General features: G+C 36.0%; 24 protein-coding genes. 14 read left to right on the top strand and 10 right to left on the bottom strand.

The window, feature by feature from the left end; all coding sequences use genetic code 11:
- Positions 1-34: 34 nt before the first annotated feature.
- The 6 genes from A9G13_RS02180 (at position 35) to ruvB (ending at position 7,286) form a co-directional block, all read left to right on the top strand.
- Positions 35-1,267, top strand: coding sequence for a hypothetical protein (locus tag A9G13_RS02180; RefSeq protein WP_065556364.1), 1,233 nt, complete (start codon positions 35-37; stop codon positions 1,265-1,267).
- Positions 1,268-1,306: 39 nt separating this feature from the next.
- A complete protein-coding gene (locus A9G13_RS02175) occupies positions 1,307-2,485 on the top strand; it encodes a M20 family metallopeptidase (RefSeq protein ID WP_065555982.1) in 1,179 nt (392 codons plus the stop codon).
- Between the two features lie 445 nt (positions 2,486-2,930).
- Complete coding sequence (gene dnaX, locus A9G13_RS02170; RefSeq protein ID WP_065555981.1) at positions 2,931-5,036, top strand: DNA polymerase III subunit gamma/tau; 2,106 nt, start codon at positions 2,931-2,933, stop codon at positions 5,034-5,036.
- A gap of 33 nt (positions 5,037-5,069) precedes the next feature.
- A complete protein-coding gene (locus tag A9G13_RS02165; RefSeq protein WP_065555980.1) occupies positions 5,070-5,408 on the top strand; it encodes a YbaB/EbfC family nucleoid-associated protein in 339 nt (112 codons plus the stop codon).
- A 250-nt stretch (positions 5,409-5,658) separates the two neighbouring features.
- Positions 5,659-6,264: a Holliday junction branch migration protein RuvA gene (ruvA, locus tag A9G13_RS02160; protein ID WP_065555979.1), complete on the top strand. Its 606-nt coding sequence runs from the start codon at positions 5,659-5,661 to the stop codon at positions 6,262-6,264.
- A 14-nt stretch (positions 6,265-6,278) separates the two neighbouring features.
- The gene (gene ruvB / locus A9G13_RS02155; RefSeq protein WP_065555978.1) at positions 6,279-7,286 is read left to right on the top strand and encodes a Holliday junction branch migration DNA helicase RuvB; all 1,008 of its coding nucleotides are present in this window, start codon (positions 6,279-6,281) and stop codon (positions 7,284-7,286) included.
- 95 nt (positions 7,287-7,381) lie between these two features.
- Here the strand turns inward: ruvB and cysK are convergent, their stop codons facing one another.
- From cysK to yfbV, 3 genes are all read right to left on the bottom strand, one after another.
- Entirely contained in the window at positions 7,382-8,347 is a 966-nt protein-coding gene (gene cysK, locus A9G13_RS02150) for a cysteine synthase A (RefSeq protein WP_065555977.1), read from the bottom strand.
- Positions 8,348-8,560: 213 nt separating this feature from the next.
- Positions 8,561-9,079, bottom strand: a complete 519-nt coding sequence (gene priC / locus A9G13_RS02145) for a primosomal replication protein PriC (RefSeq protein ID WP_065555976.1) — start codon at positions 9,077-9,079, stop codon at positions 8,561-8,563.
- Between the two features lie 5 nt (positions 9,080-9,084).
- Positions 9,085-9,549 (bottom strand): terminus macrodomain insulation protein YfbV, encoded by a 465-nt coding sequence (gene yfbV, locus A9G13_RS02140; protein ID WP_065555975.1) that lies wholly within the window; start codon positions 9,547-9,549, stop codon positions 9,085-9,087.
- A 195-nt stretch (positions 9,550-9,744) separates the two neighbouring features.
- On the opposite strand from yfbV, the gene A9G13_RS02135 reads away from it, so the two are divergent.
- The 6 genes from A9G13_RS02135 (at position 9,745) to A9G13_RS02110 (ending at position 17,463) form a co-directional block, all read left to right on the top strand.
- Positions 9,745-10,950, top strand: a complete 1,206-nt coding sequence (locus tag A9G13_RS02135; protein WP_065555974.1) for an acetate kinase — start codon at positions 9,745-9,747, stop codon at positions 10,948-10,950.
- A gap of 67 nt (positions 10,951-11,017) precedes the next feature.
- A complete protein-coding gene (pta, locus tag A9G13_RS02130; protein WP_065555973.1) occupies positions 11,018-13,168 on the top strand; it encodes a phosphate acetyltransferase in 2,151 nt (716 codons plus the stop codon).
- Positions 13,169-13,256: 88 nt separating this feature from the next.
- Complete coding sequence (guaA, locus tag A9G13_RS02125) at positions 13,257-14,840, top strand: glutamine-hydrolyzing GMP synthase (protein WP_065555972.1); 1,584 nt, start codon at positions 13,257-13,259, stop codon at positions 14,838-14,840.
- Positions 14,841-14,939: 99 nt separating this feature from the next.
- Positions 14,940-16,250: a hypothetical protein gene (locus A9G13_RS02120; protein ID WP_065555971.1), complete on the top strand. Its 1,311-nt coding sequence runs from the start codon at positions 14,940-14,942 to the stop codon at positions 16,248-16,250.
- A 434-nt stretch (positions 16,251-16,684) separates the two neighbouring features.
- Positions 16,685-17,149, top strand: a complete 465-nt coding sequence (locus A9G13_RS02115; RefSeq protein ID WP_065555970.1) for a hypothetical protein — start codon at positions 16,685-16,687, stop codon at positions 17,147-17,149.
- A 113-nt stretch (positions 17,150-17,262) separates the two neighbouring features.
- Positions 17,263-17,463, top strand: coding sequence for a hypothetical protein (locus A9G13_RS02110; protein ID WP_141670843.1), 201 nt, complete (start codon positions 17,263-17,265; stop codon positions 17,461-17,463).
- On the opposite strand, the gene A9G13_RS02105 is transcribed toward A9G13_RS02110, so the two are convergent.
- Together A9G13_RS02105 and A9G13_RS02100 are read right to left on the bottom strand one after the other, a co-directional pair.
- Positions 17,464-17,922 (bottom strand): MarR family winged helix-turn-helix transcriptional regulator, encoded by a 459-nt coding sequence (locus A9G13_RS02105; protein ID WP_065555968.1) that lies wholly within the window; start codon positions 17,920-17,922, stop codon positions 17,464-17,466.
- A 3-nt stretch (positions 17,923-17,925) separates the two neighbouring features.
- Positions 17,926-18,357, bottom strand: coding sequence for a hypothetical protein (locus A9G13_RS02100; RefSeq protein ID WP_065555967.1), 432 nt, complete (start codon positions 18,355-18,357; stop codon positions 17,926-17,928).
- A 664-nt stretch (positions 18,358-19,021) separates the two neighbouring features.
- On the opposite strand from A9G13_RS02100, the gene A9G13_RS02090 reads away from it, so the two are divergent.
- A complete protein-coding gene (locus A9G13_RS02090; protein ID WP_065555965.1) occupies positions 19,022-20,083 on the top strand; it encodes an NAD(P)-dependent alcohol dehydrogenase in 1,062 nt (353 codons plus the stop codon).
- Positions 20,084-20,177: 94 nt separating this feature from the next.
- Here A9G13_RS02090 and A9G13_RS02085 read toward each other — a convergent pair whose 3' ends face one another.
- Both A9G13_RS02085 and crcB read right to left on the bottom strand, forming a co-directional pair.
- A complete protein-coding gene (locus A9G13_RS02085) occupies positions 20,178-20,567 on the bottom strand; it encodes a cell division inhibitor SulA (protein WP_065555964.1) in 390 nt (129 codons plus the stop codon).
- 106 nt (positions 20,568-20,673) lie between these two features.
- Positions 20,674-21,051 (bottom strand): fluoride efflux transporter CrcB, encoded by a 378-nt coding sequence (gene crcB / locus A9G13_RS02080; protein ID WP_065555963.1) that lies wholly within the window; start codon positions 21,049-21,051, stop codon positions 20,674-20,676.
- Positions 21,052-21,349: 298 nt separating this feature from the next.
- On the opposite strand from crcB, the gene A9G13_RS02075 reads away from it, so the two are divergent.
- A complete protein-coding gene (locus A9G13_RS02075; RefSeq protein WP_065555962.1) occupies positions 21,350-21,958 on the top strand; it encodes a riboflavin synthase in 609 nt (202 codons plus the stop codon).
- A 146-nt stretch (positions 21,959-22,104) separates the two neighbouring features.
- Here the strand turns inward: A9G13_RS02075 and mmuM are convergent, their stop codons facing one another.
- The 3 genes from mmuM to A9G13_RS02060 form a co-directional block, all read right to left on the bottom strand.
- Positions 22,105-23,049 (bottom strand): homocysteine S-methyltransferase, encoded by a 945-nt coding sequence (gene mmuM / locus A9G13_RS02070; RefSeq protein ID WP_065555961.1) that lies wholly within the window; start codon positions 23,047-23,049, stop codon positions 22,105-22,107.
- Positions 23,049-24,440 carry an S-methylmethionine permease gene (gene mmuP / locus A9G13_RS02065; RefSeq protein ID WP_065555960.1) on the bottom strand — a complete coding sequence of 464 codons (1,392 nt, stop codon included), beginning with the start codon at positions 24,438-24,440 and terminating at the stop codon, positions 23,049-23,051. Before mmuP ends, mmuM begins: the two co-directional genes overlap by 1 nt.
- Before the next feature lie 108 nt (positions 24,441-24,548).
- Positions 24,549-26,078, bottom strand: a complete 1,530-nt coding sequence (locus A9G13_RS02060) for a YdgA family protein (RefSeq protein WP_065555959.1) — start codon at positions 26,076-26,078, stop codon at positions 24,549-24,551.
- Positions 26,079-26,086: the final 8 nt, after the last annotated feature.

Genomic DNA, 26,086 nt, shown 5'->3' with positions numbered 1-26,086 from the left:
TAAAAATGGAGTTTTTATGTCACCAATGACCGACATGCCACAAATGCTGGCATTAGTTATTCTATTAATTATCCTCTATCTTGGCGATGTGGTTTCTACGCGCACTAAAGCTTGGGTGCCATCCATGTTTGTGTGTGCAGTGTTGTTTCTTTTAGGGTATTGGACTTTCTTCCCGAGTGATATTGTAGCCAGAGCTGGCATTCCTGATGTTGTTGCAGTGATGTTTATGTATTTATTGATTGTTAACATGGGGACTTTGTTATCAATTAAAGAGTTACTACGTCAATGGAAGACAATTTTAATATCGTTAATGGGGATTATAGGCATAATTTTGATAACGATTGTCATTGGTTATTTATTCTTTGATTACAATATGGTGATCGTCGCCATTCCGCCATTAGTTGGGGGGATTGTCTCGGCCATTATTATGGCTAAAGGTGCAACTGATGCAGGATTAGATAATTTGGCTGTGTTTGCAATTATTATCTATGTAATGCAAGGGTTTGTTGGTTATCCGCTAACTTCAATTATGCTAAAACGTGAAGGTCGTAAAGTATTACAAAAATATCGTGCTGGCACTTGGTCGTCGGTCGAGGATGACAAGGCTAATATGAAAAGCAAAGAAGAAGTAGTGTCTGATGAAAATCCAATGCCACAATTATTTGCCAAAATCCCGGCAAGTTATAACTCAACTTATTTCATCTTCTTACGCATAGCTGCGATGGGATTTTTAGCCTATTTATGTTCAACAGTGTTAAAACCAATTGTCAGCATCAGTCCCTTTGTCTTGTGTTTGTTATTTGGGGTAATTGCTTCATCGATTGGCTTTTTGGAACGCCATCCATTAAAAAAAGCTGGTGGTTTTGGTATTGCAGTAATGGGACTAATGCTCTTTGTTTTTAACACCCTTAGCAAAGCAACGCCACAAATGGTGGTTGAACTTATTATTCCATTAGTCGTCTTTATTTTAGCGGCGGTAGTGGGGATGTTTATTTTTTCTGTTATCGTAGGGATAGCACTAAAAGTAAGTAAAGAAATGGCATTTTCCATTGCCTTGACAGCATTATATGGGTTCCCAGCCGATTATATTATTACTACTGAAGTCATTAATAATTTAACCAAAGATCAGGCCGAAAAAGAGGTACTTACTAGCCACATGCTGCCACCAATGTTAATTGGTGGATTCATCTCGGTAACTATTGTATCAGTGGTACTCGCAGGGATAATGGTTAATATGATTGTCGGCCCGTTAACAGCTGTTCATTAAATGGATGATTGCACCAATTAGAATATAAAAGGTATTAAAATGATAAATCAAAATATAAAAACACTAATTAAGCAGAATATTGCAGATATGGTTACTTTTCGTCGTGACTTACATCGTCACCCTGAATTACCATGGGAAGAGTTTAGAACCACAGATAAAATTGCTGAACAACTCGATAAAATTGGGATTCCTTATCGTCGAACAGAACCTACAGGTATTATTGCTGAAATTCAAGGCGGTAAACCAGGTAAAAGAATATTGTTACGTGCTGATATTGACGCACTACCGGTACAAGAATTAAATAAAAATATTGATTACAAATCTACAATTGATGGCAAAATGCATGCCTGTGGTCATGATACCCATGCTTCAATGTTACTTACTGCCGCTAAAGCGTTATATGCCATTCGCGATCAATTACAAGGTAATGTTAGATTAGTGTTCCAACCGGCAGAAGAAATTGCGCAAGGCGCCAAAGGCATGATCAAGCAAGGTGCGCTTGAAGGTGTTGATAGTGCTTTTGGTATGCATATTTGGTCACTAATGCCAGTTGGTAAAGTTTCTTGTGTGGTTGGTTCCAGTTTTGCTTCTGCTGACTTATTAACTGTACGCTTTAAAGGTAAGGGTGGTCATGGCTCAATGCCGCATGATACTGTTGATGCGGTAATGGTAGCTTCTGCTTTTGTAATGAATGTACAAGCGATCGTCTCCCGCGAAATTGCACCGCTTGATCCAGCTGTGGTTACTATTGGTCGTATGGAAGTTGGTACTCGTTTTAATGTTATTGCCGAAAACGCCGTTCTTGAAGGAACCGTACGTTGTTTTAATGTTGCCGTCCGCGACAAAATCGAAGCCGCGATTCGCCGTTATGCTAATCAAGTCGCTTCAATGTACCGTGCCACAGCAGAAGTTGAATATGTTTATGGTACTTTACCGGTACTAAATGATAAAGAAAGCGCATTATTAGCTCAAAAAGTGATTGTTGAATCCTTTGGTGAAGATACTCTTTATTTCGAAGCACCAACTACTGGCGGCGAAGACTTTAGTTACTACACAGAAAACATTCCTGGTGCCTTCGCATTAGTTGGTTCGGGTAATCCGGATAAAGACACCCAATGGCCACATCATCATGGCTGTTTTAATGTTGATGAAGATGGCATGAGCTTAGGTGCCGAATTATATGCTCAATATGCTTGGGCTTATTTAAACCAAAACTAACCTATCTTTTTTATAAAGTAAGTTGGTCACGTTAAGTAATGAGTATATTAATTTAGTCTGGTGTAATTTAATCAGTAATGTTTATCGAGACTAAATCTGTACTATGGTTCATCATTTGTAAAGAGGGTTTGTTGAATACCCTCTTTACCATCATCTAATATCGGTATAGATATTTTTAGCCGCTTAGTTGTCGATTAAATTGTCTGCTAACAATTGTTATTTAACCTGTAATCTCAATGTTAGTTAATTAATAAAATAACCACAAGTTGATTTATTTTTTGTCAAGATGTTTCCTGAGAGGTATACGTTTGCGTATATTTTTAGTTAAATTACTTAGTTGATAGTTAATATACATAGCTACATAGCGCAAATGAGGTTTAAAGACTATTAAATCAGTTTATGGTATGATTATTAGCAAATTGATTAATAATATGTAATGGTGATTATGAGTTATCAAGTTCTGGCGCGCAAATGGCGACCAAAATCATTTTCTGAAGTTGTTGGGCAAGAGCATGTCCTAAAAATCTTATCCAATGCACTTTCACTTGGGCGAGTTCATCATGCTTATTTATTTTCTGGTACTCGTGGTGTCGGTAAAACTTCAATCGCCCGTTTATTGGCAAAGGGGCTTAATTGCGAAAGTGGTATTACAGCTACACCTTGTGGAGTGTGTGATAATTGTCGTGACATTGAGCTAGGCCGGTTTGTTGATTTGCTCGAAATTGATGCCGCGTCACGGACTAAAGTTGAAGACACTAGGGAAATCCTCGACAACATTCAATACTTGCCTACCAAAGGGCGGTTTAAGGTTTACCTTATTGACGAAGTGCATATGTTGTCACGGAGCAGTTTCAATGCCTTGCTAAAAACATTAGAAGAGCCACCAGAACATGTTAAATTTCTATTAGCCACGACTGATCCACAAAAATTACCGATCACAATATTATCACGTTGTTTGCATTTGCATTTAAATGTATTGGACTCGTCACTGATTAGTCAGCAGTTGACTAATATTTTACAAGTTGAAAAAGTCGATAGCGAAGCCAAAGCCATTCAATTATTGGCTAAAGCAGCTAATGGCAGTATGCGTGATGCATTAAGCCTTACCGACCAAGCAATTGCTTTGGGCAATGGTAAAGTCGACACCGCCTCGGTTGCGGTCATGTTAGGTACCTTGGATAGTGCTATTCCGTTTTCTTTGGTTGAAGCGCTTCATCAAGGCAATGGCAATGGACTTATGCAACAAATTGAGCAGGCAGCTAAACAAGGTGCCGATTGGGATAATTTACTTGCTCAGACTATTGCTTTATTGCACCAAATCGCTTTATTGCAAGTTGTGCCTACTGCGTTAGGTGATTATAGCGATAATGAAGAACGCATCCGCTTTTTAGCCCAGTATATGGCGCCAAATGATGTACAGTTATTTTATCAGATTCTGTTAATGGGTCGTAAAGAATTAGCCTTTGCGCCGGACAAAAAAATCGGAGTGGAGATGAGTTTTTTACGCGCCTTAGCGTTTATGCCCAAGAACGTTGATTCGGTTACTCCACCACCAGCACCCAAAATAAAGTCTCCATTACCACAGGAACCAGGAGTAACTCCACAGTCAACAGTAAGTAATGCTTCAACTAGTGCTAAAACCACTACTGCCCCGCAGGTAAAGTCTACTGAACCAAATTCAGCTTTAATAAGTAACCTGGCTACCGAGGTTAATGCTAGTCCAGAGTTAATCCCAGCAGGTGATAAGTCACAGCAATCCGAGCCCCCGATGATGACTACTGATTCAATTGCGGCTGAACCGACTTTGCAAGTTCCTGATAATGCACCATCGTTGACCAAAAATATATTAGAAATGCGCATGCAGTTGCTACAAGGGGAACACAACGCAAAAAAGTCTGAAGTGGTTGCCAATAGTCAACCGAAAATCCCAACAGTGAGTGCCAAGTTAACCCCTAAAACCGATAAATCGGATGTGGTTAATAATGTTGCTGAAGTAACTAATGATGATGAAGAGGAAGAAATAACTGCCGAAAATTATCAATGGCAATCTTTGGGTTTGGTTGAGGTTAAAAAAGATGAACTAATCATTGATACTAAGACTTTTCGAGAATCACTAAATGGTGATAAAACGCCGGAAATGACCCAAAAATTAATAACCGAAATGGCGGCAAAAGATCCGTGGTGTGCTGAGATTGAACAACTTGATTTAGCACCATTAATTAAACAAATTGCCATTAATTCTTTTATTGAACAAGTTGATGCTGAAAACATAGTGCTACATATGCGATCGCCGCTAAAGCACTTAATAAACTCATCGGCTAATTACAATAAATTAGCAAATGCCTTAGCCAAACATCGGCAGCAAACTCTGAAACTGCAAATTATTATTGATGATGATCAAACCATTAAAACGCCATTAGAAATGCGTGAAGAGCTATACCAACAGAAGCTGGAACAGGCTAAGCAAATTATTTACGAAGATCCTAAAGTCGCCATGATTTGTCAATCTTTTGACGCTAAGATTGATGAAGCCAGTATTCGTCCTGTATAATGGCGAGCTAAATATTATTAACGAGGAATAATTATGTTTACAGGTGGAAAAGGCGGTTTGGGCAATTTAATGAAACAAGCTCAACAAATGCAAGCAAAAATGCAACAAGCTCAGGAAGAGATCGCTAAATTAGAAGTAACTGGTGAGTCAGGTGCTGGTTTGGTTAAAGTAACAGTTAATGGTGCGCACAGTTGTAAACGTGTTGAGATTGATCCCTCTTTAGTCACTGATGATGATAAAGAAATGTTGGAAGATCTGATTGCTGCTGCATTCAATGATGCAACTCGTCGTTTAGAAGAAGCGCAAAAAGAAAGAATGGCACAAGTAACTGGCGGTATGCAATTACCACCTGGTTTTAAAATGCCTTTTTAATTTAATTCTCTTAGCTATCCTAAATTTTGCCGATTCATTCGGCAAAAATCCTTATTTATTATTGCCTGTCTATTTATACAGTTTTTCTTTATTATTTTTTAGCTATCAGGTAAACTACTACAAATTATAATCTTGATATACCTTCATTAATAACTGCATATTAGCTAATTATGTTTAGTTATTGATATTGAATAATTGTTGGTCAAGATAATTGTATTTTGACATAGCACCAATGAATTAAGGATGAATTGTGATAGGTCGTTTACGTGGAACCATTATTGAAAAACAACCGCCAAAGGTATTGATTGAAGTTGGTGGTGTTGGTTATGAAGTGTTTATGCCGATGACCTGTGTGTACGAATTACCCGACAATGGTCAAGAAGTAATTGTATTAACTCATTTTGTGGTACGTGAAGATGCCCAAATCCTTTATGGTTTTAATCATGAGCAAGAGCGCGAATTATTCCGTGAGCTGATTAAAGTTAATGGTGTTGGTCCTAAATTGGCACTAGCTATCTTGTCGGGAATGTCAGCACAACAGTTTATTAATGCAGTAGAACAGGGCGAAATCAAAACCTTGGTTAAGTTGCCTGGTGTAGGTACTAAAACGGCCGAACGCTTAATTGTGGAAATGAAAGATCGCGTTAAACGTTTTGGTGAAGAATTAACCAGCACTAATATTGTGATAACTGGCAATGTTAAAAAATCATCCAATCAGATTGAAAGTGAGGCTGTGGCAGCATTAATTGCTTTAGGTTATAAACCGCAAGAAGCTAGCCGTATCATTAGTAAAGTGATTAAACCTGAGATGGATAGTGAAACGCTCATTCGTGAAGCATTAAAATCGGTTTTGTAAAATAGGGATTAGTTATGATTGAAGCTGATCGTTTGATTGCCCCCCAAGTCCAAAAAGAAGAAGAATCATTAGATCGGGCTATTCGTCCTAAATGTTTAGATGAGTATGTTGGGCAAGCCCAAGTCCGTGAACAAATGAAAATTTTTATCCAAGCCGCTAAACAGCGTAATGATGCCTTAGATCATGTGTTGATCTTTGGTCCTCCCGGCTTAGGTAAAACTACTTTGGCTAATATTGTGGCGAATGAACTTAATGTAAATTTGCGTACTACCTCCGGACCAGTGTTAGAAAAGGCTGGCGATTTAGCTGCTATGTTAACTAATTTAGAACCTAACGATGTGCTGTTTATTGATGAGATCCATCGCTTATCACCAGTCGTTGAGGAAATTTTATACCCAGCTATGGAAGATTATCAATTAGATATTATGATTGGTGAAGGTCCGGCTGCGCGTTCGATCAAAATCGATCTGCCACCATTTACTTTGATCGGGGCGACTACCCGAGCAGGTTCGTTAACGTCGCCATTACGTGATCGTTTTGGTATTGTGCAACGTTTGGAATTTTATCGAGTTGAAGATCTCGAATATATTGTCAGTCGTAGTGCTAAATTTTTGGGCATGGATTTATCCGATGAAGGTGCGCATTTAATTGCTAAACGTTCACGCGGAACCCCACGAATTGCCAATCGATTATTACGCCGTGTTAGAGATTATGCTGATGTTAAATCTAAAGGCATAATTGATAAAAAAATCGCTACCCAAGCTTTGGATATGCTTGATGTTGACACCGAAGGTTTCGATTTTATGGATCGTAAATTATTATTGGCAATTATTGAAAAATTTATGGGTGGGCCAGTAGGGCTGGATAATATTGCTGCCGCTATTGGTGAAGAACGTGAAACTATTGAAGATGTGTTAGAGCCATTTTTGATTCAACAAGGCTATATTCAACGAACCCCACGCGGACGCATTGCCACACCACATGCTTATCGGCATTTTGGTATTATTCAGGATAATAACTAATCTTTTGTGTCCTTGGTATTAATACTAAACTACCACCTTAAGGCAGTAGTTTAGTATTAGTTATGATGGTTTAAATTAACTATTGTAATTTATATTCAACCTAATTCTTTTTCGGTAAAAATTCCACTAAATAAGTCAGTACTCAAATAACGTTCACCGGATGAAGGTAAAATAACTACAATAGTTTTGTTTTTATTTTCAGGTAATTTAGCTAATCTATCAGCAGCAAAAACGGCAGCACCAGATGAAATACCTACCAAAATACCTTCTTTTTCCATCACTTCCCTTGCGGTTTCGATGGCTTGATTATCGGTCACTTTTTCAACTAGATCAATTAAACTTAAATCCAAATTTTGGGGAATAAAACCAGCGCCAATACCTTGAATTTTATGCGGGCCTGGTTTGATTGGATCGCCAGCTAAGGCTTGAGTAATAACAGGGGAATTGGTTGGCTCGACAGCTACAGCGGTAATATTTTTACCTTGAGTCTTTTTAATATAATTAACTGTGCCGGTAAAAGTACCTCCAGTGCCCACCCCAGCGATGAAAATATCCACTTTACCGTCAGTATCTTGCCAAATTTCAGGGCCAGTGGTTTTTTCGTGAATTTCTGGGTTAGCAGGATTACTAAATTGTTGCAGCATGATATTGTGTTTCGGGTTGCTGGCGACAATTTCTTCCGCCTTATCAATAGCGCCTTTCATGCCTTTGGCTGCTGGAGTTAAAACTAAATTGGCGCCAAGGGCCTTTAATAATTTACGACGTTCAATACTCATGCTTTCAGGCATGGTTAAAGTTAATTTATAACCGCGGGCAGCAGCAACGGCGGCTAAAGCAATTCCGGTATTACCACTAGTTGGCTCAATGAGTTCAACATCTGGAGTTAATAAACCTCGTTTTTCGGCATCCCAAATCATGTTAGAAGCGATGCGGCATTTAACACTAAAACTAGGATTACGTGACTCAACTTTAGCTAAAATATTGCCATTACCAAAATGTTTTAATCGCACTAACGGTGTATGACCAATGGTTTGGGAATTATCATCAAATATTTTACTCATAGTAGAATCCTTATTATTTATAAATCGTAGCGATCGAATAAAGTGACTAACACTTTTATCATTAAACTATAGTTATTATTATAGGTGTTAGTTAAAAAGATGGTACTAATTAATTGTTATAATATTATGCATTTTCGGTATAAGAGGGTGAAGGCTAAGAATTAATTAAAATTACTAAAATAGTTATTAGTAGTTTTACGTGTAAGAGTTGGTCTAATACGTATCTACGTGTAAACTGTCATCTTCTAAGTCGTACTCAATTTTTTTAATTTCTTGTTCACAGCGGTGGATGCGATTATCGAGGGCAGCCATTTTTTTATAATCCATCACCTCGGGCGAGAGTTCTAACTCGTATTTCATTTCTTGCAAGCGGCGTAAGTAATCTAAATGGCGCGAATGTTTTTCGGCTAGCGTTTCTTCAATAATAGTTGTGGCTTTAGTGTGGCGCAATTTATGAGTGGCTATTTCTCGAGATAGAGCGGTAATTTGATTTACTAGTGTTTCCGATAAGAAAATAATTTGCTCTAAATTTTGTAATTTAACATTGTCAGCTAAAGCTTGGTAAGTTTGCTTTATCTTTTCAAGATAGAAGTTCTTATCCGTGACTATTTTGTTATTAAAGAATAACTGTTCATCAAAATAATATTCTTGATATTCAGTAAGTTCAGCAGTCTTAATCGTCTGTTCAAGCACATCAATTTGCTGTTGTAGGGTAGTTAATAATTCTGGCATGATTATTATTCTTTGATTGTTGGTGAAGATGAATCGTCACATTGACCAAAATAACTACCCAAATGGATTTTAGCTAAATTTATTAATTTCATAAATTCTTCAAAGGTTAATTTATTACTGGAATTTTTATCCTTAGCTAAGATTTTTTTTTCGATTAATTGTGCTTTTATCTGATTGTAACAGTCAACTAAATTAAGCGGTAAGGGGGATTGCGCCCGTTTGCCTAACCATAAAATACCTTGTAATGGTAAAGTTAGAGCAAATAATACCGTGATTGTGGTTACGGCTATTTGCGCATGCATGTAATATTGCCAAACAATTATTGCAATAATTAACGGCGGCAAATATTTGCTGGCGGTTTTTATGTGATTAATGATTTTTAATTCAGGAAAAGAGTGCGACAGTTCTTTGTCTTTGGGGCAAAGTCGCATATAGGCTTGGCCCGACTTAAATATTTGCACTAAATTCATAATTTGTTGATTCCTCGACATTCACACTTTATTGGCTTAAAATAGGTCATCGAAATTGGCGACTCCCTCTATTTTATCTCAAAAAGCGAAATAGCAGAAGTCGCCTTAGCATGATCACACAGATTGTTAAATCATGTGTTAAGTTACCAATTCTAGTTGGTGTATGTCTTTTTTTCAAAAAAAATAGGAATTACTATGTCATCAAGTAATAACGCACTTGTTCTTAATTGTGGAAGTTCATCATTAAAATTTGCCATTATAAACCCGGAAAATGGTGATGAATTTTTATCTGGTTTAGCTGAATGTTTTAATCTTCCTGATGCCCGTATTAAATGGAAACTTGATGGTGCAAAACATGAAGCATCATTAGGAGCTGGAGCAGCACATAGCCAAGCAATTAAGTTTATTGTTGATAGCATCTTCCCACAAAAACCAGAATTATTAGATGGTATCAAGTCTATTGGACATCGTATTGTTCATGGTGGTGAAAAATATACTCATTCAGTAGTTATTGATGATACAGTATTAAAAGGGATTGAAGAAGCCGCAGCCTTCGCACCTTTACATAACCATGCTCACCTAATTGGTATTCGTGAAGCTTTTGTTGAATTTCCACATTTAAAAGACAAAAATGTGGCGGTTTTTGATACTGCATTCCACACTACAATGCCAAAAGAAGCTTATTTATATGCTATTCCTAATGAACTGTATACTAAACATGGTATTCGTCGTTATGGTGCGCATGGTACAAGCCATTATTATGTAAGCCGTGAAGCAGCTAAAGCATTAAATAAACCAGTTGATCAAACTAATGTTATCACTTGTCATTTAGGAAATGGTGCTTCAGTTTCCGCAGTTAAGAATGGTAAATGTGTTGAAACTTCAATGGGATTAACACCACTTGAAGGTTTAGTAATGGGTACCCGTAGTGGTGATATCGACCCAGCTATTATGTTTTTCTTGCACGATAATCTAAAAATGTCTGTGGCTGATATTAATAATCTATTAAACAAAAAATCAGGTTTATTAGGTTTAACTGGTGTAAGTAGTGATTGCCGTTATGTGACTGAACATTATAGCAAAGATGAAAATGCTAAAAATGCATTAGATGTGTTTGTGCACCGTTTAGTTAAATATATTGGTGGTTATGCAATGTTATTAGATGGCCGTTTAGATGCCATCGTGTTCACTGGTGGTATTGGTGAAAATTCTGAAGAAGTGCGTCGGTTAACACTGCAAAAATTAAGCATCCTTGGTTTTGAACTTGATCAAGAACGTAATTTAGCTGCTCGTTTTGGTAAAGGTGGCATAATTACTAAAGATAGCTCAACTGTTGCAATGGTTATTCCAACTAATGAAGAACTTGTCATCGCACAAGATGCTGCGCGTCTAACCGCTTAATCAACAATCAAAACCGCCAACATGGCGGTTTGTTTTTATTTAATGAAGAATTCAGAGGAAATAAATTATGTCTCGTACAATTATGCTAATTCCAACCGGTACCAATGTAGGGCTGACAGGTGTGAGTCTTGGTGTTATTCGAGCGATGGAGCGTCAAGGCATTAATCTTAATGTTTTTAAACCAGTAGCGCAACCACGAGCAGGTGGTGATGCCCCAGACAATACCACATCACTAATCAGCCATAACACTAAAATTCCAGCATTAACACCACTTAAAATGAGTCATGTGGAAAGTCTATTGAGTCTGAATCAATTAGACGTGTTAATGGAAGAAATTGTGGCACTTTATGCGGAAAATACTAAAGGTGCTGATGTGGTATTAGTTGAAGGTATTGTACCAACTGCGAATTACCCATTTGCTAACGAACTTAATAATAATATTGCCAAAACTCTAGGGGCTGAAATTATTTTCGTGGCGAATATGGGTTCTAATTCGCTAGAACAATTAAAAGATCATATTGAGATTGCACGTTCTAATTTTGGCGGTATCAAAAATGAAAAAATTGTTGGTGTAATTGTTAATAAAGTAAATGCTCCGGTAGAAGAACAAAGCTTAGCTCGTCCTGATGTTGCCGAAATTTACCATACGCCTAAATTTGATAATAAAACAATCACAATTGCTGATTTAAATGCACATAGCCCGTTACCAGTGCTGGGTTGTATTCCTTGGAATATTGATTTAAGTGCTTGCCGAACTATTGATATTGCAAATCATTTTGATGCTAAAATTATCAATACTGGTGAAATCAAAAATCGTCGTATTCAACATATTTCATTCTGCTCACGTAGCGTACCTAATATCATCAACCATTTACAACCCAATGCTCTATTAGTAACATCAGCCGATCGTGCCGATGTGTTAGTAACTATTTGTTTGGCAGCAATGAATGGTGTTTCTATTGGTGGGGTGTTGCTAACTGGCGGTTATGCAATTGATGACAAAGTTTATAAATTATGCCAACCAGCATTTGATACTGGTTTACCGGTGTTTACTGTACAATCAAATACCTTCCAAACATCAATTAATTTACAGCAATTTAATTTAGAAATTCCGGTTGACGATAAAGAACGTATGGAAAACACTCAAAACTTTGTTGCTGATCATATTGATTCTAAATGGATCAAATCGTTAAATGAAGTTGTGAATTTATCACGTCGTTTATCTCCACCGGCATTCCGTTATCAATTAACTGAATTAGCGCGTAATGCGAAAAAAGTGGTGGTATTACCTGAAGGTGATGAACCTAGAACTATTAAAGCTGCAGCAATTTGTGCCGATCGTAATATTGCTAAATGTGTGTTACTTGGTGATCCAGAAGAAGTACGTAAAGTTGCTGCTGCACAAGGTGTGACTTTAGGTAAAGGTGTTGAAATTGTAGATCCTAATGCAATTCGTGAAAAATATGTTCCACGTTTAGTTGAATTACGTAAAAATAAAGGTATGACTGAAGTGTTAGCTCGTGAACAATTAGCTGATAATGTGGTACTTGGTACCATGATGTTAGAAGCTAATGAAGTTGATGGCTTAGTTTCAGGTGCGGTGCATACAACTGCTAATACTATTCGCCCACCATTACAATTAATCAAAACTGCACCAGGCAGTTCACTGGTTTCATCAGTGTTCTTTATGTTAATGCCTGATCAAGTATATATTTATGGTGACTGCGCTATTAATCCAGATCCAAATGCGCAAGAATTAGCTGAAATTGCTATTCAATCAGCGGATACTGCCATTGCCTTTGGTATTGAACCTCGCGTGGCGATGATTTCATACTCAACTGGTAGTTCCGGTCAAGGTGCCGATGTTGAAAAAGTTAAAGAAGCAACTAAGATTGCTCAAGAAAAACGCCCTGATCTTATGATCGATGGTCCATTACAATATGATGCTGCGGTAATGCCAGATGTAGCTAAATCCAAAGCACCAAATTCTAAAGTTGCGGGTAAAGCAACAGTATTTATCTTCCCGGATCTTAATACTGGTAATACCACATACAAAGCAGTACAACGCTCTGCTGATTTGGTGTCTATTGGACCAATGTTACAAGGTATGCGTAAACCTGTTAATGACTTGTCACGTGGTGCGTTAGTTGATGACATCGTCTATACTATTGCATTAACAGCAATTCAATCAGCACAAGAACAAAACACTGCAAAATAAACTTTGCACTAAGTTCAAACTATAGATAAGAGGTGATACAATATCACCTCTTATTTTTTATATTATTTCATAAGTTAGGTATAAATTAATGAAAACAGACATCCATCAACAGCGCATATTAATTCTTGATTTTGGTTCGCAAGTTACTCAGCTAATTGCCCGTAGAGTACGTGAAATCGGAGTGTACTGCGAACTTTGGCCGTGGGATGTGTCTGAAGAAAAAATTAAACAGTTTAACCCTAAAGGTATTATTTTGTCCGGTAGCCCGGAAAGTACCACCGAAGCTAATAGCCCGAGGGCACCGGAATATGTATTTAATGCAGGCGTGCCAGTGCTGGGTATTTGTTATGGCATGCAAACTATGGCTATTCAAGTGGGTAATCATGGCAAAGTTACTGGCTCTAACCAACGCGAATTTGGTTATGCTAAAGTAGATATCGTAGGGTCATCTAAATTAACCGATGGTATTGTAGATAGTACTAATAAAGACGGTATTAATCAATTAGATGTGTGGATGAGTCATGGCGATAAAGTCACCGCTATTCCTGATAGTTTCAAAGTAATTGGTCAAACAGAAAGTTGCCCGTTTGCTATTATGGCTAACGATGACAAACAATTTTATGGCGTTCAATTCCATCCAGAAGTTACCCATACCGTTAAGGGATTTGAATTACTGCAACGCTTTGTGATAGATATCTGCCATTGTGAAAAATTATGGACACCATCTTCAATAATCACCGATGCCATTGCGCGAATTAAACAACAAGTTGGTAATGACAAAGTGTTATTAGGCTTATCTGGTGGCGTGGATTCATCAGTTACGGCATTATTGTTGCATCAAGCAATTGGTGACCAACTTACATGTGTATTTGTTGATCATGGATTATTACGCTTAAACGAAGCTCAGCAAGTTATGGATATGTTTGGCAATAAATTTGGTTTAAATATTATTGCCGTGAATGCAGAAAATCGTTTTTTAACAGCACTTAAGGGTGAAGCCGATCCTGAAGCTAAACGCAAAATTATCGGTCGTGAATTTGTGGCTGTATTTGATGAAGAAGCAGCCAAGCTTAAAGATGTCAAATGGTTAGCGCAAGGGACGATTTATCCGGATGTAATTGAATCTGCTGCCGCTGATACCGGCAAAGCGCATGTGATCAAATCACACCACAATGTTGGTGGCTTGCCCGAAGACATGAAAATGGGCTTAGTTGAACCATTACGGGAATTATTTAAAGATGAAGTGCGTAAAGTTGGTTTAGAACTTGGCTTACCTTATGATATGTTATATCGCCATCCATTCCCTGGACCAGGTTTAGGGGTACGTGTTCTAGGTGAAGTTAAAAAAGAATATTGTGATCTATTACGTCAAGCTGATGCCATCTTCATTGAAGAACTCTACAAAGCTGAGCTTTACCACAAAGTCAGCCAAGCCTTTACGGTATTTTTACCAGTACGTTCAGTAGGAGTAATGGGCGATGGGCGTAGATACGATTGGGTCGTTTCACTGCGTGCAGTCGAAACCATCGATTTTATGACTGCGCATTGGGCTCACTTACCTTATGATTTCTTAGGTCGAGTCTCTAATCGCATTATCAACGAAGTTAACGGCATCTCCCGAGTAGTTTACGACATCAGCGGCAAACCACCAGCTACTATAGAGTGGGAATAAGAATTTAATTTTCATTTATTACTAGTGAATAGTATTAAAATGTCAATGTATAGTCTGGAGTAATATAGAAATTTATATTAAAAATATAATGGGGGGTATATGATTTATGCAAGGAGGGAACTTCAACAGCGACTAAATGAACTTCGTAGCGTGCTTGATAGTGATGCAATTGATAAATTGGTTAAACGCTTGAATTTATGCGGTAAGGATAGAGTTGCAGCTATGTGGGAATTGGTCGTACTCCATGGTTTATCTAAATGTGGTTATATCCAAAATGAGATCACTTTATCATCTTTACGTAAACCCGACATTTTTTTTGAACATAATGAGTTACGTTTTATTGCAGATGTGACGGCAGTTTCTGATGAAGGACTCAATAAGGACAATCCGTATGAAGAATTAATGGAAATGATAAGAATAGCCAAAGACAAACTTAAATTACCTATTGGTGGTCTCACTATTAATATTAAATCTAGACGTGAAGAAACGAAACGAGGAACTCGAATAAAATTACTTCTACCTACAAAAAATAGATTGCAAGAGTTTGTTGATAAAGTAATAGTGCCAAAGTTGATAGAAAAAGTGAAGGTCGGAACATTTCCATTTTCTATTGAGATTAAAGAAGATGGTGTTAATCTTAATATCATTATAGATTCTGTTCAATCACCATATAATTCTTGTAGTTTCGCATGTTATGATTTACCCAGGATTAAAGATCGAAATCCACTTTATAATGCACTTAAGAATAAAGCGAGTCAATTAAAAGGAGTAAGTGATATTTCAGGAGTTATTGTTGGCGACAATGGTTGTGCAGTAATTTCAAACAGAATTTCTAGTTTTGATTCTGTATCAATTGAACAAATTGTTAATGAATTTTTTCGTCAATTTTTATCTGTTGATTTTATTTTGTTATTAAGTATTCGTGAACATCAAGATCATAGTATATTTTCTGGATCACTCAGGCGAAAAAATCATATAAGTCTATTTGTCCGAACAGAATGTAAAGCAAAAAAAGAATTAGAAGATTTATTTGAAAAAATGGTTGAACATTTTCCAACACCGATTATGATGCCAATTAATGGTGCTCGTCGGGCATGTGAGGATGACTATTATCTTGGTTATCATGGAGCTTATAATATGGAAGGTTCAAAAATTGTACGTATTGGCTTGCGTGAGTTTACAGAGATTCTTGCTGGTTTGAAAGTATTACAAGACAATGGCGCTAGGTATGTTGATGCTTCTCGAAAGTTACCGCAAGAACCAAATCAATTACAGGATTTAATATTAAAAAATTTCAAGGAAGGCCGTTTGCCAGAGACTATTAATATTATTAAAACGCCTAAAAATGATGACGATTGGGTTGAAATCAGTTTTGGTGAAAGAGATCCCGCTATTTCCCCTTTTCAATAATTATATTGGAGATCCAATTGTAACTGAATTAGATAGTTTGTATCTTGCCATTTTATGGATGATTAAAGTTAATACTTTATTTTCATAAATTAGGTGACATTGCAAATATAATTTAACACTTTAAAAATATAAGTAATGTTAAGACTTTTCTGTAACATACTGATACTTAAAATAATATAAAAAATGAATCCAAAAAAATTAATAAAAAAAATCAATAAATTTTGGCAAAAAATAATCTATATTTTAAAATTTTTTTTCCTATTTTTTCATTTTAGTTTCGTTATTTAATCGGTTAACAACAACTTGTTCAGTTTTTCTTGTTCTCATCAAATACTAGTTATGTAGCACATGTATGTTCTAAAAGAGTTTAGTTTTTCATTGTCCTAATTTCACAAATTATGTACTATTAACTAACATAATTATAAGGAAATAAGATGAAGAAAATTCTATTGGTGAGTATTATCGGTTTAGTTTTATTTGGGTGTGATAAAAAACAAGTAACCGAAGATATGCTGATTGGTGATTGGAAATGTATGTATAAAATGGATACTTGGAAAAATGGTGTTCATTCCGATAAAATCGACACTTGGGTATATAATCGGTTTATTGATGATAGTATCCGTCAGGCTGACAATATAAATATGAAATTTTTTAAAAAAAATGGTCAGCTTTATCGAAATATAGGTGGGGAATCAAAAGCATTTAATTTAGCTATCTATTATGATCAACCAGAGGAAACGGAATCCTATACAATCGCCCATACAAAAACGATAAGAGCGATTGATTATTTATCTGATGATAAATTTAAAATCAACCTTATTCGAGAAATCCATTCTGATATTGAAGAAGATTATACTAAATTCCAAATGGCAATGACGTGTGATCGTAAAAAAGAATAAATTATTTTTATTCATCTTAATTATATTAATATAATAAACTCAAACCTTGAAAATAAAAAATGAAATTATTTAAATATCTATTGATTCTTCTAGGATTCTTGATGGGTTTATTTATGGCATTTCTTGAATTTGGACCCATGCCTTCATTAAATGACAACTTTGAGCCGGTACAAAATTTCGATTACAATATTGTTGTTCATATTATTTTCCCATATGGCACTATTTATGGTGCAGTTGGTGCTGGTTGTGGCATTTGCTTATGGTTTATTTTTTCTTGGGTTTATAAACAGATTAAAGCCAGAGTTAATAAATAACTAGTTACCTTGTAAAAGCGTCAACAGCATTTTATGAAATTGCTTAGCATCTTTACCTAGAATTGCAAAAAATTGCTTATCTATTTGCTCAACTAAAGGCACAGTTTTATTGGCCATATCTAAACCACTTGGGGTCAAAGTAATCGATTTAGCTCGACTATCTTTAATCGATGTTGTGCGCGTTATAAAGACCTTTTTTTCTAAATTTTCTAAAATTTGGGAAATAGTCATCACATCGATATTAGTTTTATTGGCTACAATAACCTGCGTGATTTCATCTGGTTGTTGTGACAAATAAGCCAGTGTAGCCAGTACTACAAATTGAGGGTGCGTAATTGACTGCTGTTTCAGGCATTTTTTTATACTATTGTGCCAAGACGAATAAGTTCTCATAAATAAAAAACCGACTGAATCAGCATCGTTTTGGAATTCGGATAAAAACTTAACGTCTTGAGTCATAATTTACCTTTCAATAAGACTTTTCAATAAATAGGCTTTATCAATAATATCATCAGATATTTGCTTTATAAAAGCATAACATGATTTATCATCCATTTGTTTATCAGGTTGTAAGGCTATTTCTGCTTTCAGTGCGTATTGATCAGGAGCCACGGTTATTATTTGATGGGAAAAATATAATTTGCCTATATTAGCCATATTAAATTCTTCAGTAAATTCCTGATTAACAATCACTGTAGATAAAGTCACTGCCATTGCCGGCATATTTTGCAGTTTGAAAATACCTTTTATTCCGGTTTTAAGTTCGCCCTGAAGACTAAATTCTTCAAGATCGGTTTCCCATAATTTTCGTAAAGAAATATTGGTGTAGTATTGCCAAACCTTTTCTGGATTAGCGCTAGTTGGTACAGTAAAAGTGATGGATATATTTGACATTATTTGCTCCTCAATATAATAAGTATACTTATTATATTATTACTTATTAAATTTACAATCAATTTTTTGCAAATGTAAATTAATCACTATTATCTAAAGACAATTCCCCTTGCTTGGAAATGATGATTAAGCAGATAGTATTAATACATATTGGTACAAAATAATTAGTGGGATAAATTATTCATAAACAGTAATGACATAAGCCAAGGTAATAAGCCGGTTTAGATGCACAAAAAAACAGTTTTCATTATATTGTTTATTCTTACAACCATTTTATTGGCTGTTACAGGTTCCTTGGCAATAATAGTATTGGTTACTAATATGAGTGATTTTTTCAGTGTTGGCTCTAATGTGCTTATATACGCATACGAAAAAGAAGAATGTTTGAGTATGATGTATTTAAGTGCAACTATATTATGTATCGATCTGCTATTGTTGTGGATGTTATTTTTGATATTTAAAAAAAGAACCTATTAAGATGAAAAACTTTAAAAAAGCTACTTATTACTAAACCAATAAGTTACCAGTTATTATGATTACTTGGTAACCATCTTATTTTTTCTTAATTAGCATTTTCAATCTACTTATCATTAATAATCTTATATAGAATATCAGCATCAATCTTTTGGCAATGAGTTAATTTAACTATAACAGGGGATATTGTATGACGATTAAAGTTTTAGGCTATGGTGCTACCAAAGTTAAAGCAAATTTGGCTCCTTTACATTTTCAACGCAGAGAAGTGCGAGCTGATGATGTAGAAATTGAGATCCTATATTGTGGTGTATGTCATTCTGATCTTCATCAAGTAGAAAATGACTGGGGCATGTCGCATTATCCGTTAGTACCTGGTCATGAGATTATTGGTAAAGTGGTTAAAGTGGGGAATAAAGTAACCAAATTCAAAGTTGGTGATATTGCAGGCGTCGGTTGTATTGTTGATTCTTGCCGGCATTGTTCACCATGTGAACATGGCTTGGAGCAATATTGTGAGGCCGGATTTACTGAAACTTATAATGGTGTAGATCCGCATGATCACCTACCAACTTATGGTGGTTATTCAGAAAGAATCATTGTTGCAGATAGGTTTGCCTTAAAAATTCCTAAGGGGATCCCATTAGAAGGTGCGGCGCCGTTATTGTGTGCTGGCATAACGACTTGGTCACCGCTTAAACACTGGCAAGTTGGCAAAAATAGTCGCGTAGCAGTAGTGGGGTTAGGGGGATTAGGTCATATGGCAATCAAACTAGCCAAAGGATTAGGTGCTGAAGTGACTTTGTTTACTCGTTCACAAAATAAATCGAAGGATGCTATTCGTTTAGGTGCGGATCACATTGTGTTATCAACCGATGAGGCACAAATGCAAGCGGTAAAAGGCAAATTCGATGTAATTATTGATACTGTACCTAACGTTCATGATATTAATCCTTATTTAGCCACTTTATCGTTAAACGGTACTATTGTACTGGTCGGTTATCTTGGTCCTTTAGATCCATTTGTGCATAGTTTCAATCTAATATCCGGGCGCAAAACCGTGGCTGGTTCTATGATTGGCGGTATTCCAGAAACACAAGAAATGCTAGATTTTTGTGCTGAACATGGTATCAGTTCCGATGTAGAAGTGATTAACATTCAATATATCAATCAAGCATTTGCACGCATGAAGAAAAGTGATGTTAAATATCGTTTTGTGATCGATATGCAATCGCTCAAACAAGATAAGTAAATATATTTAATACAACAGAATTAGTGTGGTAAAACGATATTTAATATAGCCAAAAGTAGGATGCTAATTTAGTATCCTACTTAATTTTATAGGCTTAATGATATTGTATTGGTTGATCATCCTGTACTAAAAGCAAACAGGTATCACTGGCTAAAACTGCTTGTTGAATGCGTTGTTTATCTTGTTCATTAAGATGATTTATGCAAGCAACAACATAACTGCAAGTCTGACTACGTAAAGCCTTTTCAATAGTTGAAATCAAATTTTCGTTATTAAGATTAGCTAAATGAACTACTTTTTGTTTATCCAGACCGGCAATATTTACCCATGAACGTTTTAACATTGGGCGGTCAGACAACCATAATTGCCATTTTTTAGCTTTATTAAATGAACGTAATAAAGGTCGTTGTTGCTGTAAAACTTGTTGGAATGGTGATTCAAAGTTAACAGTCATAAATTGTTGTGGTGAATGTTCAATAAGCATAATAACCTCGACTACTGTGTGTATATACAGTGTATATTAATACAGTGTTTCTCGCTTGTAAACAATTTTTTTGATCGTTTTAGCAGCAAACTGGTTAATTAATGTTTTAAGAACGTAACCATTGATACGACCAAATACCCAAGAAAGTCATCAGTACTGAACCAATCACATGAATAGCAATGCTTGCTAGTCCCCAAGTAATTCGACCTTCTTGCAAAAAGTTAACAATTTCGGCGGAAAAAGTAGAAAAAGTAGATAAACCACCACAAAAACCAGTTATAACCAACAACCGCCATTCTGGTGAGAGACTTGAATGATTAAAAAAGGCAATAGCAAAACCTATAATATAGCCGGCAATTAAATTTGATAGTAGCGTGCCTAAAGGAATAGCAAAGGCAATAATATTGAGCTTTAATGATAAAAACCATCGCAATAATCCACCGGCAACAGATCCAATTGAAATCGCAATTATAAGTTTCAACATAATGTGATCCTTAATAAATAAAAAATGTACTTAAACTAATAGGTTGCAGTTATAAACTAGTCTAAGAAATATTATTTAAGATTTGGCAAAATAAATGCAATCATAACAGCAGACAAACAAAATGCCTATGTTTTTAAAATGAATATAATTTACTAATAACTTAATTATTAGCGCTTTACAAAGGTTGATTAATGGACTCGCATTAAATTTAAAGCTAATAAATTAAGTGAATGGCATTAAATTTTTGCTAGTTTACGTTAAAATAGTACATCTATTGATTATTAATCTAAGGAATATTATGTACACCGGTATTGTTCAAGGCGTTGGTCAAATTATTGAAATTGCCGATCAAGATAAATTGCGCACTTATAAAGTCAAATTACCCCATAAATTAACTAATAATATCGAAATTGGTGCCTCAATTGCCAATGATGGTTGTTGTTTGACGGTAACCGATTTTGGGGATGATTGGGTCACCTTTGATATTATGGAAGAAACGTTGGCGTTAACCACCTTAGGTGATAAAAAACTGCATGATTACGTTAATATTGAACGTAGCGCTAAGTATGGTGATGAAATTGGTGGTCATGTCATGTCCGGGCATGTTTCCTGCACCGCCACTATTGTTGATATTCAAAAAACTTCCACTAATTGCGCCATGACGTTAGCCATGCCGGCACAATTTATGAAATATGTTCTGTACAAAGGTTTTATTGGCATTGATGGTGCTAGTTTAACTATCGGCGAGGTTAAAGGTAATCACTTTGACATTCACCTTATTCCGGAAACACTGGCGATTACTACATTAGGTGCTAAAAAAGTTGGCGACAAAGTGAATATCGAAATTGATTCACAAACTCATGCAATTGTCGATACGGTTGAACGGGTACTAGCTAATAAAAAATAATCTCCGCTTGAATCTTGATTCAGCTAAAGTAGAAATAGTTATTGGCGATCTAAATAACTGGCTTTTTTTATACTCAAACGTAGGGTTCTCAGGAAACATCTTGACAATGATTTAAAGTATTAGTGATGTGAATCACATCGCTAATACTATTGTTCTGCTTTTAATAAACGACTAATTTCCACTATATCAGCTGGAGTAGTTTGGCAGCAACCACCAATCAATTTTGCACCTAACTTAGTCCAAGTAGCTACTTGGTTAGTAAAGCTACAATCATGTTGGTGATTGTGGTGCCATTGTTTAGTCGTTGGATCATATTGTTCCCCGGAATTTGGGTAAACAATAAGTGGTTTAGTGGTTAATTGCTGCAAAGTTGTGAGTGCGGCGGTGACTTTTTCTAAAGCAATACAATTAACCCCAATACTGACGACTTGATTAACTTTATTTAAATGCTCAACTACTAAGGATAACAGCGTACCATCGCTAAGATGCTTAGCATCTTTTAATGTCATCGAAACCCAACAGGTCATCTGGGGGAATTGTTGCAATAGTTTGGTTAATGCTTTGATTTCCGCAAAGCAAGGCATGGTTTCACAAGCTAACAAATCGACCTTAGCTTCGATAAGAGCTTGCATACGCAGGTGATGAAAATCAATAAATTCAACTTCGGAAAGCTGATAATCTCCGGTATATTCTGAACCATTAGCTAAGTAGGCACCATACGGCCCTACAGAACCGGCAATTAATAGCGGTTTATGCTGTGGTATTTCAGTCAAATAACGTTGTTTTGCTTGTTGCGCCAGTTCAACACTCTTTTTTATTAAAGCGATGGCTGCAGTCACATTAATCCCTTTTTGCGCAAACCCTAATGGTGTGGCTTGATAACTTGCGGTTATGGCACAATCAGCGCCAGCTTTGAAATAATCATAATGCACTTGGCTAATCAATTCAGGTTGTTCAATTAATACTTTAGCTGACCATAAACTGTCATTAAGATCACAGCCACGGCGCTGTAATTCGCTGGCAAGCGCACCATCAATAATAATATATTTTTTATGTTTTAATAATTCAGCAATTGGATTATTGGCGTTCATTAGGAGTCTCGTTTTTGAAAAGCTTGAGTAAAATAATGAGCAATGTAGCAAAGGGCAACAAAAGGAATACCACAATAAAGCGCAATCCTCTGTTCCGGATCGAAAGCCAGCCCAATACAGGCAACTAAGCATAATATAAAACCTAATACCGGTACTAAAGGGTACCAAGGTGCTTTATATTTTAAGGCACTTAATTGGGTTGCGGTTAACTGCTTTCTAAAAAAGTAATGAGAAGCACAAATACTGAGCCAAACTGCAACCACAGCAAAGCCGGAAATAGCCGTTAAAGCTACAAATACAGTATCCGGCGCAATCACACTAGTGAATAAGGCTAATAAGCCACCTAACATACTAATAGCAATCGCAATGGCAGGAATACCTTTGCTAGTCAATTTACCAAAACATTTAGGTAAAGTGCCTTGATTAGATAATGACCATAACATTCGCCCGGAAGCATAAAGTCCGGAATTAGCTGCCGATAAAATAGCAGTTAAAATCACAAAATTAAAAAAGTCAGCGGCATAAGGTAAACCAATATTTTCAAATACCATTACAAAAGGACTTTTTATTACCCCAGCTTGATCCATCGGTAGTAGGGCGGCTAACACGAAAATAGTGCCAATAAAGAAAATAATTAAGCGTAAAATAGTAGTTTTTATCGCCAATGGAATGGTTTTTTCCGGATTATGGGCTTCACCTGCAGCAATACCAATTAACTCGGTACCGGAAAAGGCAAAGTTAACCGAAACCATAGTCATAATGATTGGCGTGATGCCATTGGGGAACCATCCAGAATCAGTAATATTGTGTAAAAATGGTGCCGGCATATCGTTTTTCATAGGGATAAAACCAAAGATAGCTGCACTACCGGCAACAATGAAAATGATAATAGTAATAACTTTAATAATTGAAAACCAAAATTCACTTTCCGCAAAAAATTGTGCGGTAATGATATTTAAGCCAAAAATAACTCCACAAAAAATTAAACACCAAACCCAAACAGGTACACTAGGGAACCAATATTGCATACATAAACCGGCAGCCGTTAAACTGGAACCTAAAGCCACTGTCCAAGTCAACCAATACAGCCAAGCTACCGTATAACCCGTTCCGGGGCTAATAAACCGCGAAGCATAGGTATGAAATGCCCCCGTTTCTGGCATTGCTACTGCCAATTCACCCAAGCATAACATTACTAAGTAAACAACTAATGCACCAATTAAGTAAGCAATAATTGCGCCTACAGCGCCAGCAGTGGCAATAATATAACCAGTATTAAAAAATAAACCCGTCCCAATAACACCACCTAAAGACAGCATAATTAAATGCCGAGTTTTCATGGAACGTTTAAATTGATTTTCGCTACTTGGGTTTGCAGAATTTGTGTTCATAAGTCAGTCTTAAGATTAGTTAATTGGAAATATATTCCGCCGATAATAGCGGCGGAATAATTATTGTTGGAACTATTAATAACTATTATTATTAACAACTATTACTGCTTAAAAATCTTCTAAGAATTCTTCTTTAGGGATGTCTTTGCCGTTAACTTTGATTATGTTATTTTCTCTTGAATATTCAACTTCGGAGAAGACTCCAAGCATATCACCCTTTTTAAAGGTAAGGAATTTAACATTATGTAAGAACATTTGCGTCATCATGCCTAGAGATTGTTTTGCTTTATTGATATCGGTTTGTGAAATTGCATCTTCGTGGTTTTCACTGGCTTCAATTTGAGCCGCCATGTATGCTAACACATCAAAAGGTGCATCAATTTTCAAATTAAAACTATCAATTTTGTCAAAATCATATGCATCTTGGACTTTATTAGTATCAACCACTTTAGCATTTGCGCTAATATTAATATCACCCGCAACATTGTGCCAATTGAATTTATTTAAAGATAGTTTGATATTAGAGATATCAGAATGATCTATTTTATCTTCCATATCATCATATAAATCGTCGAGTCCATCGTAAGCAAATAATTTCTTATCCAGTCCTTGAAAATCAAAATCAAATATACCTGAACCTAGGTTTTGTTTACCATAAATGACTGAATCAACACCAAGTTGCAATAACCCATCAACAGTGTCAGCGGCATTTAAGGCATTTTTTTGATTTAAAGTTAGCTTATTAATTTCAACTACTTGCATTGGTTCATCATCTATTGGAATAAATGACAATTTATCTATGCTATTTTGTACATTTAAATCACTATTTTGGTAATTGATACTTCCTGTTAATTTAAAATTATCTACTGTTGTTGCTAGGCGAGAATGCGAAAACACACGATCATTATCTTGGATATTCAAATTGCCAACTTTAACATCAAAGTCAACAATATTGCTTTCGACTCTTGGTTTGACAGCAATATTTAAATTATTTACTGTAAGTGAATTATTACTGTTTTCAGTATAATTTAGCTTATCTAAACGAGCATTAACCAATAAATTCACAAAATCTTGATCACTTTCAAAAGTATAATTACCCTCGGAAATAGCCAATACACCGTTAAGATATTTTAAATCAGCAGGCGTTGCTGATAGTGCTTTATTAGTTACTTTTACGCGCAGATAATTCTGATAACTTATGCTCGCATGGCCGCTTATAAATGGTTGGTTGCCTAATAGTTTCCACAGATCCGGATCAGCGGCTTCAGTCATTTGGTATTCTATCCAGGCCATTTGTGGTGAAAATGTACCTTTAGCGATGGCAGCCATTGGGAATGGGCCATGATGGATTATGATGTCATCATCAAATAACTTATTTGGTTGAGCATCAGTTTCATACGTATCTCTAGGTGACAACGTCACAGTTAAATGTAGTTTTGTCGAAAAGATGTTTTTTTCTAAATTACTGTGGGTGATGGCTACATTATATTCATCTTGAGAGTTATTAACTTTTTTATTTATTTCTCTAAGTTCATTATCAATATTATTTTCAATAATATTGCCGGTATACCATGCAGTACCAACATAGGCGATCCCTAATACGGCTACAACACCAATAGCTAGTGTAGTCTTTTTCATGTTTATTA

Source organism: Gilliamella sp. wkB178, assembly GCF_001690705.1.
GTDB lineage: Bacteria > Pseudomonadota > Gammaproteobacteria > Enterobacterales > Orbaceae > Gilliamella > Gilliamella apicola_K.
The sequence above is the reverse complement of the archived record's forward strand: the minus strand, read 5'-3'. Positions and strand labels throughout refer to the sequence as shown.

Coding starts and splice junctions, on each gene's coding strand:
- A9G13_RS02180 (WP_065556364.1), top strand. CDS start 35: ATGCCACAAATGCTGGCATTAGTTATTCTATTAATTATCCTCTATCTT.
- A9G13_RS02175 (WP_065555982.1), top strand. CDS start 1,307: ATGATAAATCAAAATATAAAAACACTAATTAAGCAGAATATTGCAGAT.
- dnaX (WP_065555981.1), top strand. CDS start 2,931: ATGAGTTATCAAGTTCTGGCGCGCAAATGGCGACCAAAATCATTTTCT.
- A9G13_RS02165 (WP_065555980.1), top strand. CDS start 5,070: ATGTTTACAGGTGGAAAAGGCGGTTTGGGCAATTTAATGAAACAAGCT.
- ruvB (WP_065555978.1), top strand. CDS start 6,279: ATGATTGAAGCTGATCGTTTGATTGCCCCCCAAGTCCAAAAAGAAGAA.
- cysK (WP_065555977.1), bottom strand. CDS start 8,347: ATGAGTAAAATATTTGATGATAATTCCCAAACCATTGGTCATACACCG.
- priC (WP_065555976.1), bottom strand. CDS start 9,079: ATGCCAGAATTATTAACTACCCTACAACAGCAAATTGATGTGCTTGAA.
- yfbV (WP_065555975.1), bottom strand. CDS start 9,549: ATGAATTTAGTGCAAATATTTAAGTCGGGCCAAGCCTATATGCGACTT.
- A9G13_RS02135 (WP_065555974.1), top strand. CDS start 9,745: ATGTCATCAAGTAATAACGCACTTGTTCTTAATTGTGGAAGTTCATCA.
- pta (WP_065555973.1), top strand. CDS start 11,018: ATGTCTCGTACAATTATGCTAATTCCAACCGGTACCAATGTAGGGCTG.
- guaA (WP_065555972.1), top strand. CDS start 13,257: ATGAAAACAGACATCCATCAACAGCGCATATTAATTCTTGATTTTGGT.
- A9G13_RS02120 (WP_065555971.1), top strand. CDS start 14,940: ATGATTTATGCAAGGAGGGAACTTCAACAGCGACTAAATGAACTTCGT.
- A9G13_RS02115 (WP_065555970.1), top strand. CDS start 16,685: ATGAAGAAAATTCTATTGGTGAGTATTATCGGTTTAGTTTTATTTGGG.
- A9G13_RS02110 (WP_141670843.1), top strand. CDS start 17,263: ATGGCATTTCTTGAATTTGGACCCATGCCTTCATTAAATGACAACTTT.
- A9G13_RS02105 (WP_065555968.1), bottom strand. CDS start 17,922: ATGACTCAAGACGTTAAGTTTTTATCCGAATTCCAAAACGATGCTGAT.
- A9G13_RS02100 (WP_065555967.1), bottom strand. CDS start 18,357: ATGTCAAATATATCCATCACTTTTACTGTACCAACTAGCGCTAATCCA.
- A9G13_RS02090 (WP_065555965.1), top strand. CDS start 19,022: ATGACGATTAAAGTTTTAGGCTATGGTGCTACCAAAGTTAAAGCAAAT.
- A9G13_RS02085 (WP_065555964.1), bottom strand. CDS start 20,567: ATGCTTATTGAACATTCACCACAACAATTTATGACTGTTAACTTTGAA.
- crcB (WP_065555963.1), bottom strand. CDS start 21,051: ATGTTGAAACTTATAATTGCGATTTCAATTGGATCTGTTGCCGGTGGA.
- A9G13_RS02075 (WP_065555962.1), top strand. CDS start 21,350: ATGTACACCGGTATTGTTCAAGGCGTTGGTCAAATTATTGAAATTGCC.
- mmuM (WP_065555961.1), bottom strand. CDS start 23,049: ATGAACGCCAATAATCCAATTGCTGAATTATTAAAACATAAAAAATAT.
- mmuP (WP_065555960.1), bottom strand. CDS start 24,440: ATGAACACAAATTCTGCAAACCCAAGTAGCGAAAATCAATTTAAACGT.
- A9G13_RS02060 (WP_065555959.1), bottom strand. CDS start 26,078: ATGAAAAAGACTACACTAGCTATTGGTGTTGTAGCCGTATTAGGGATC.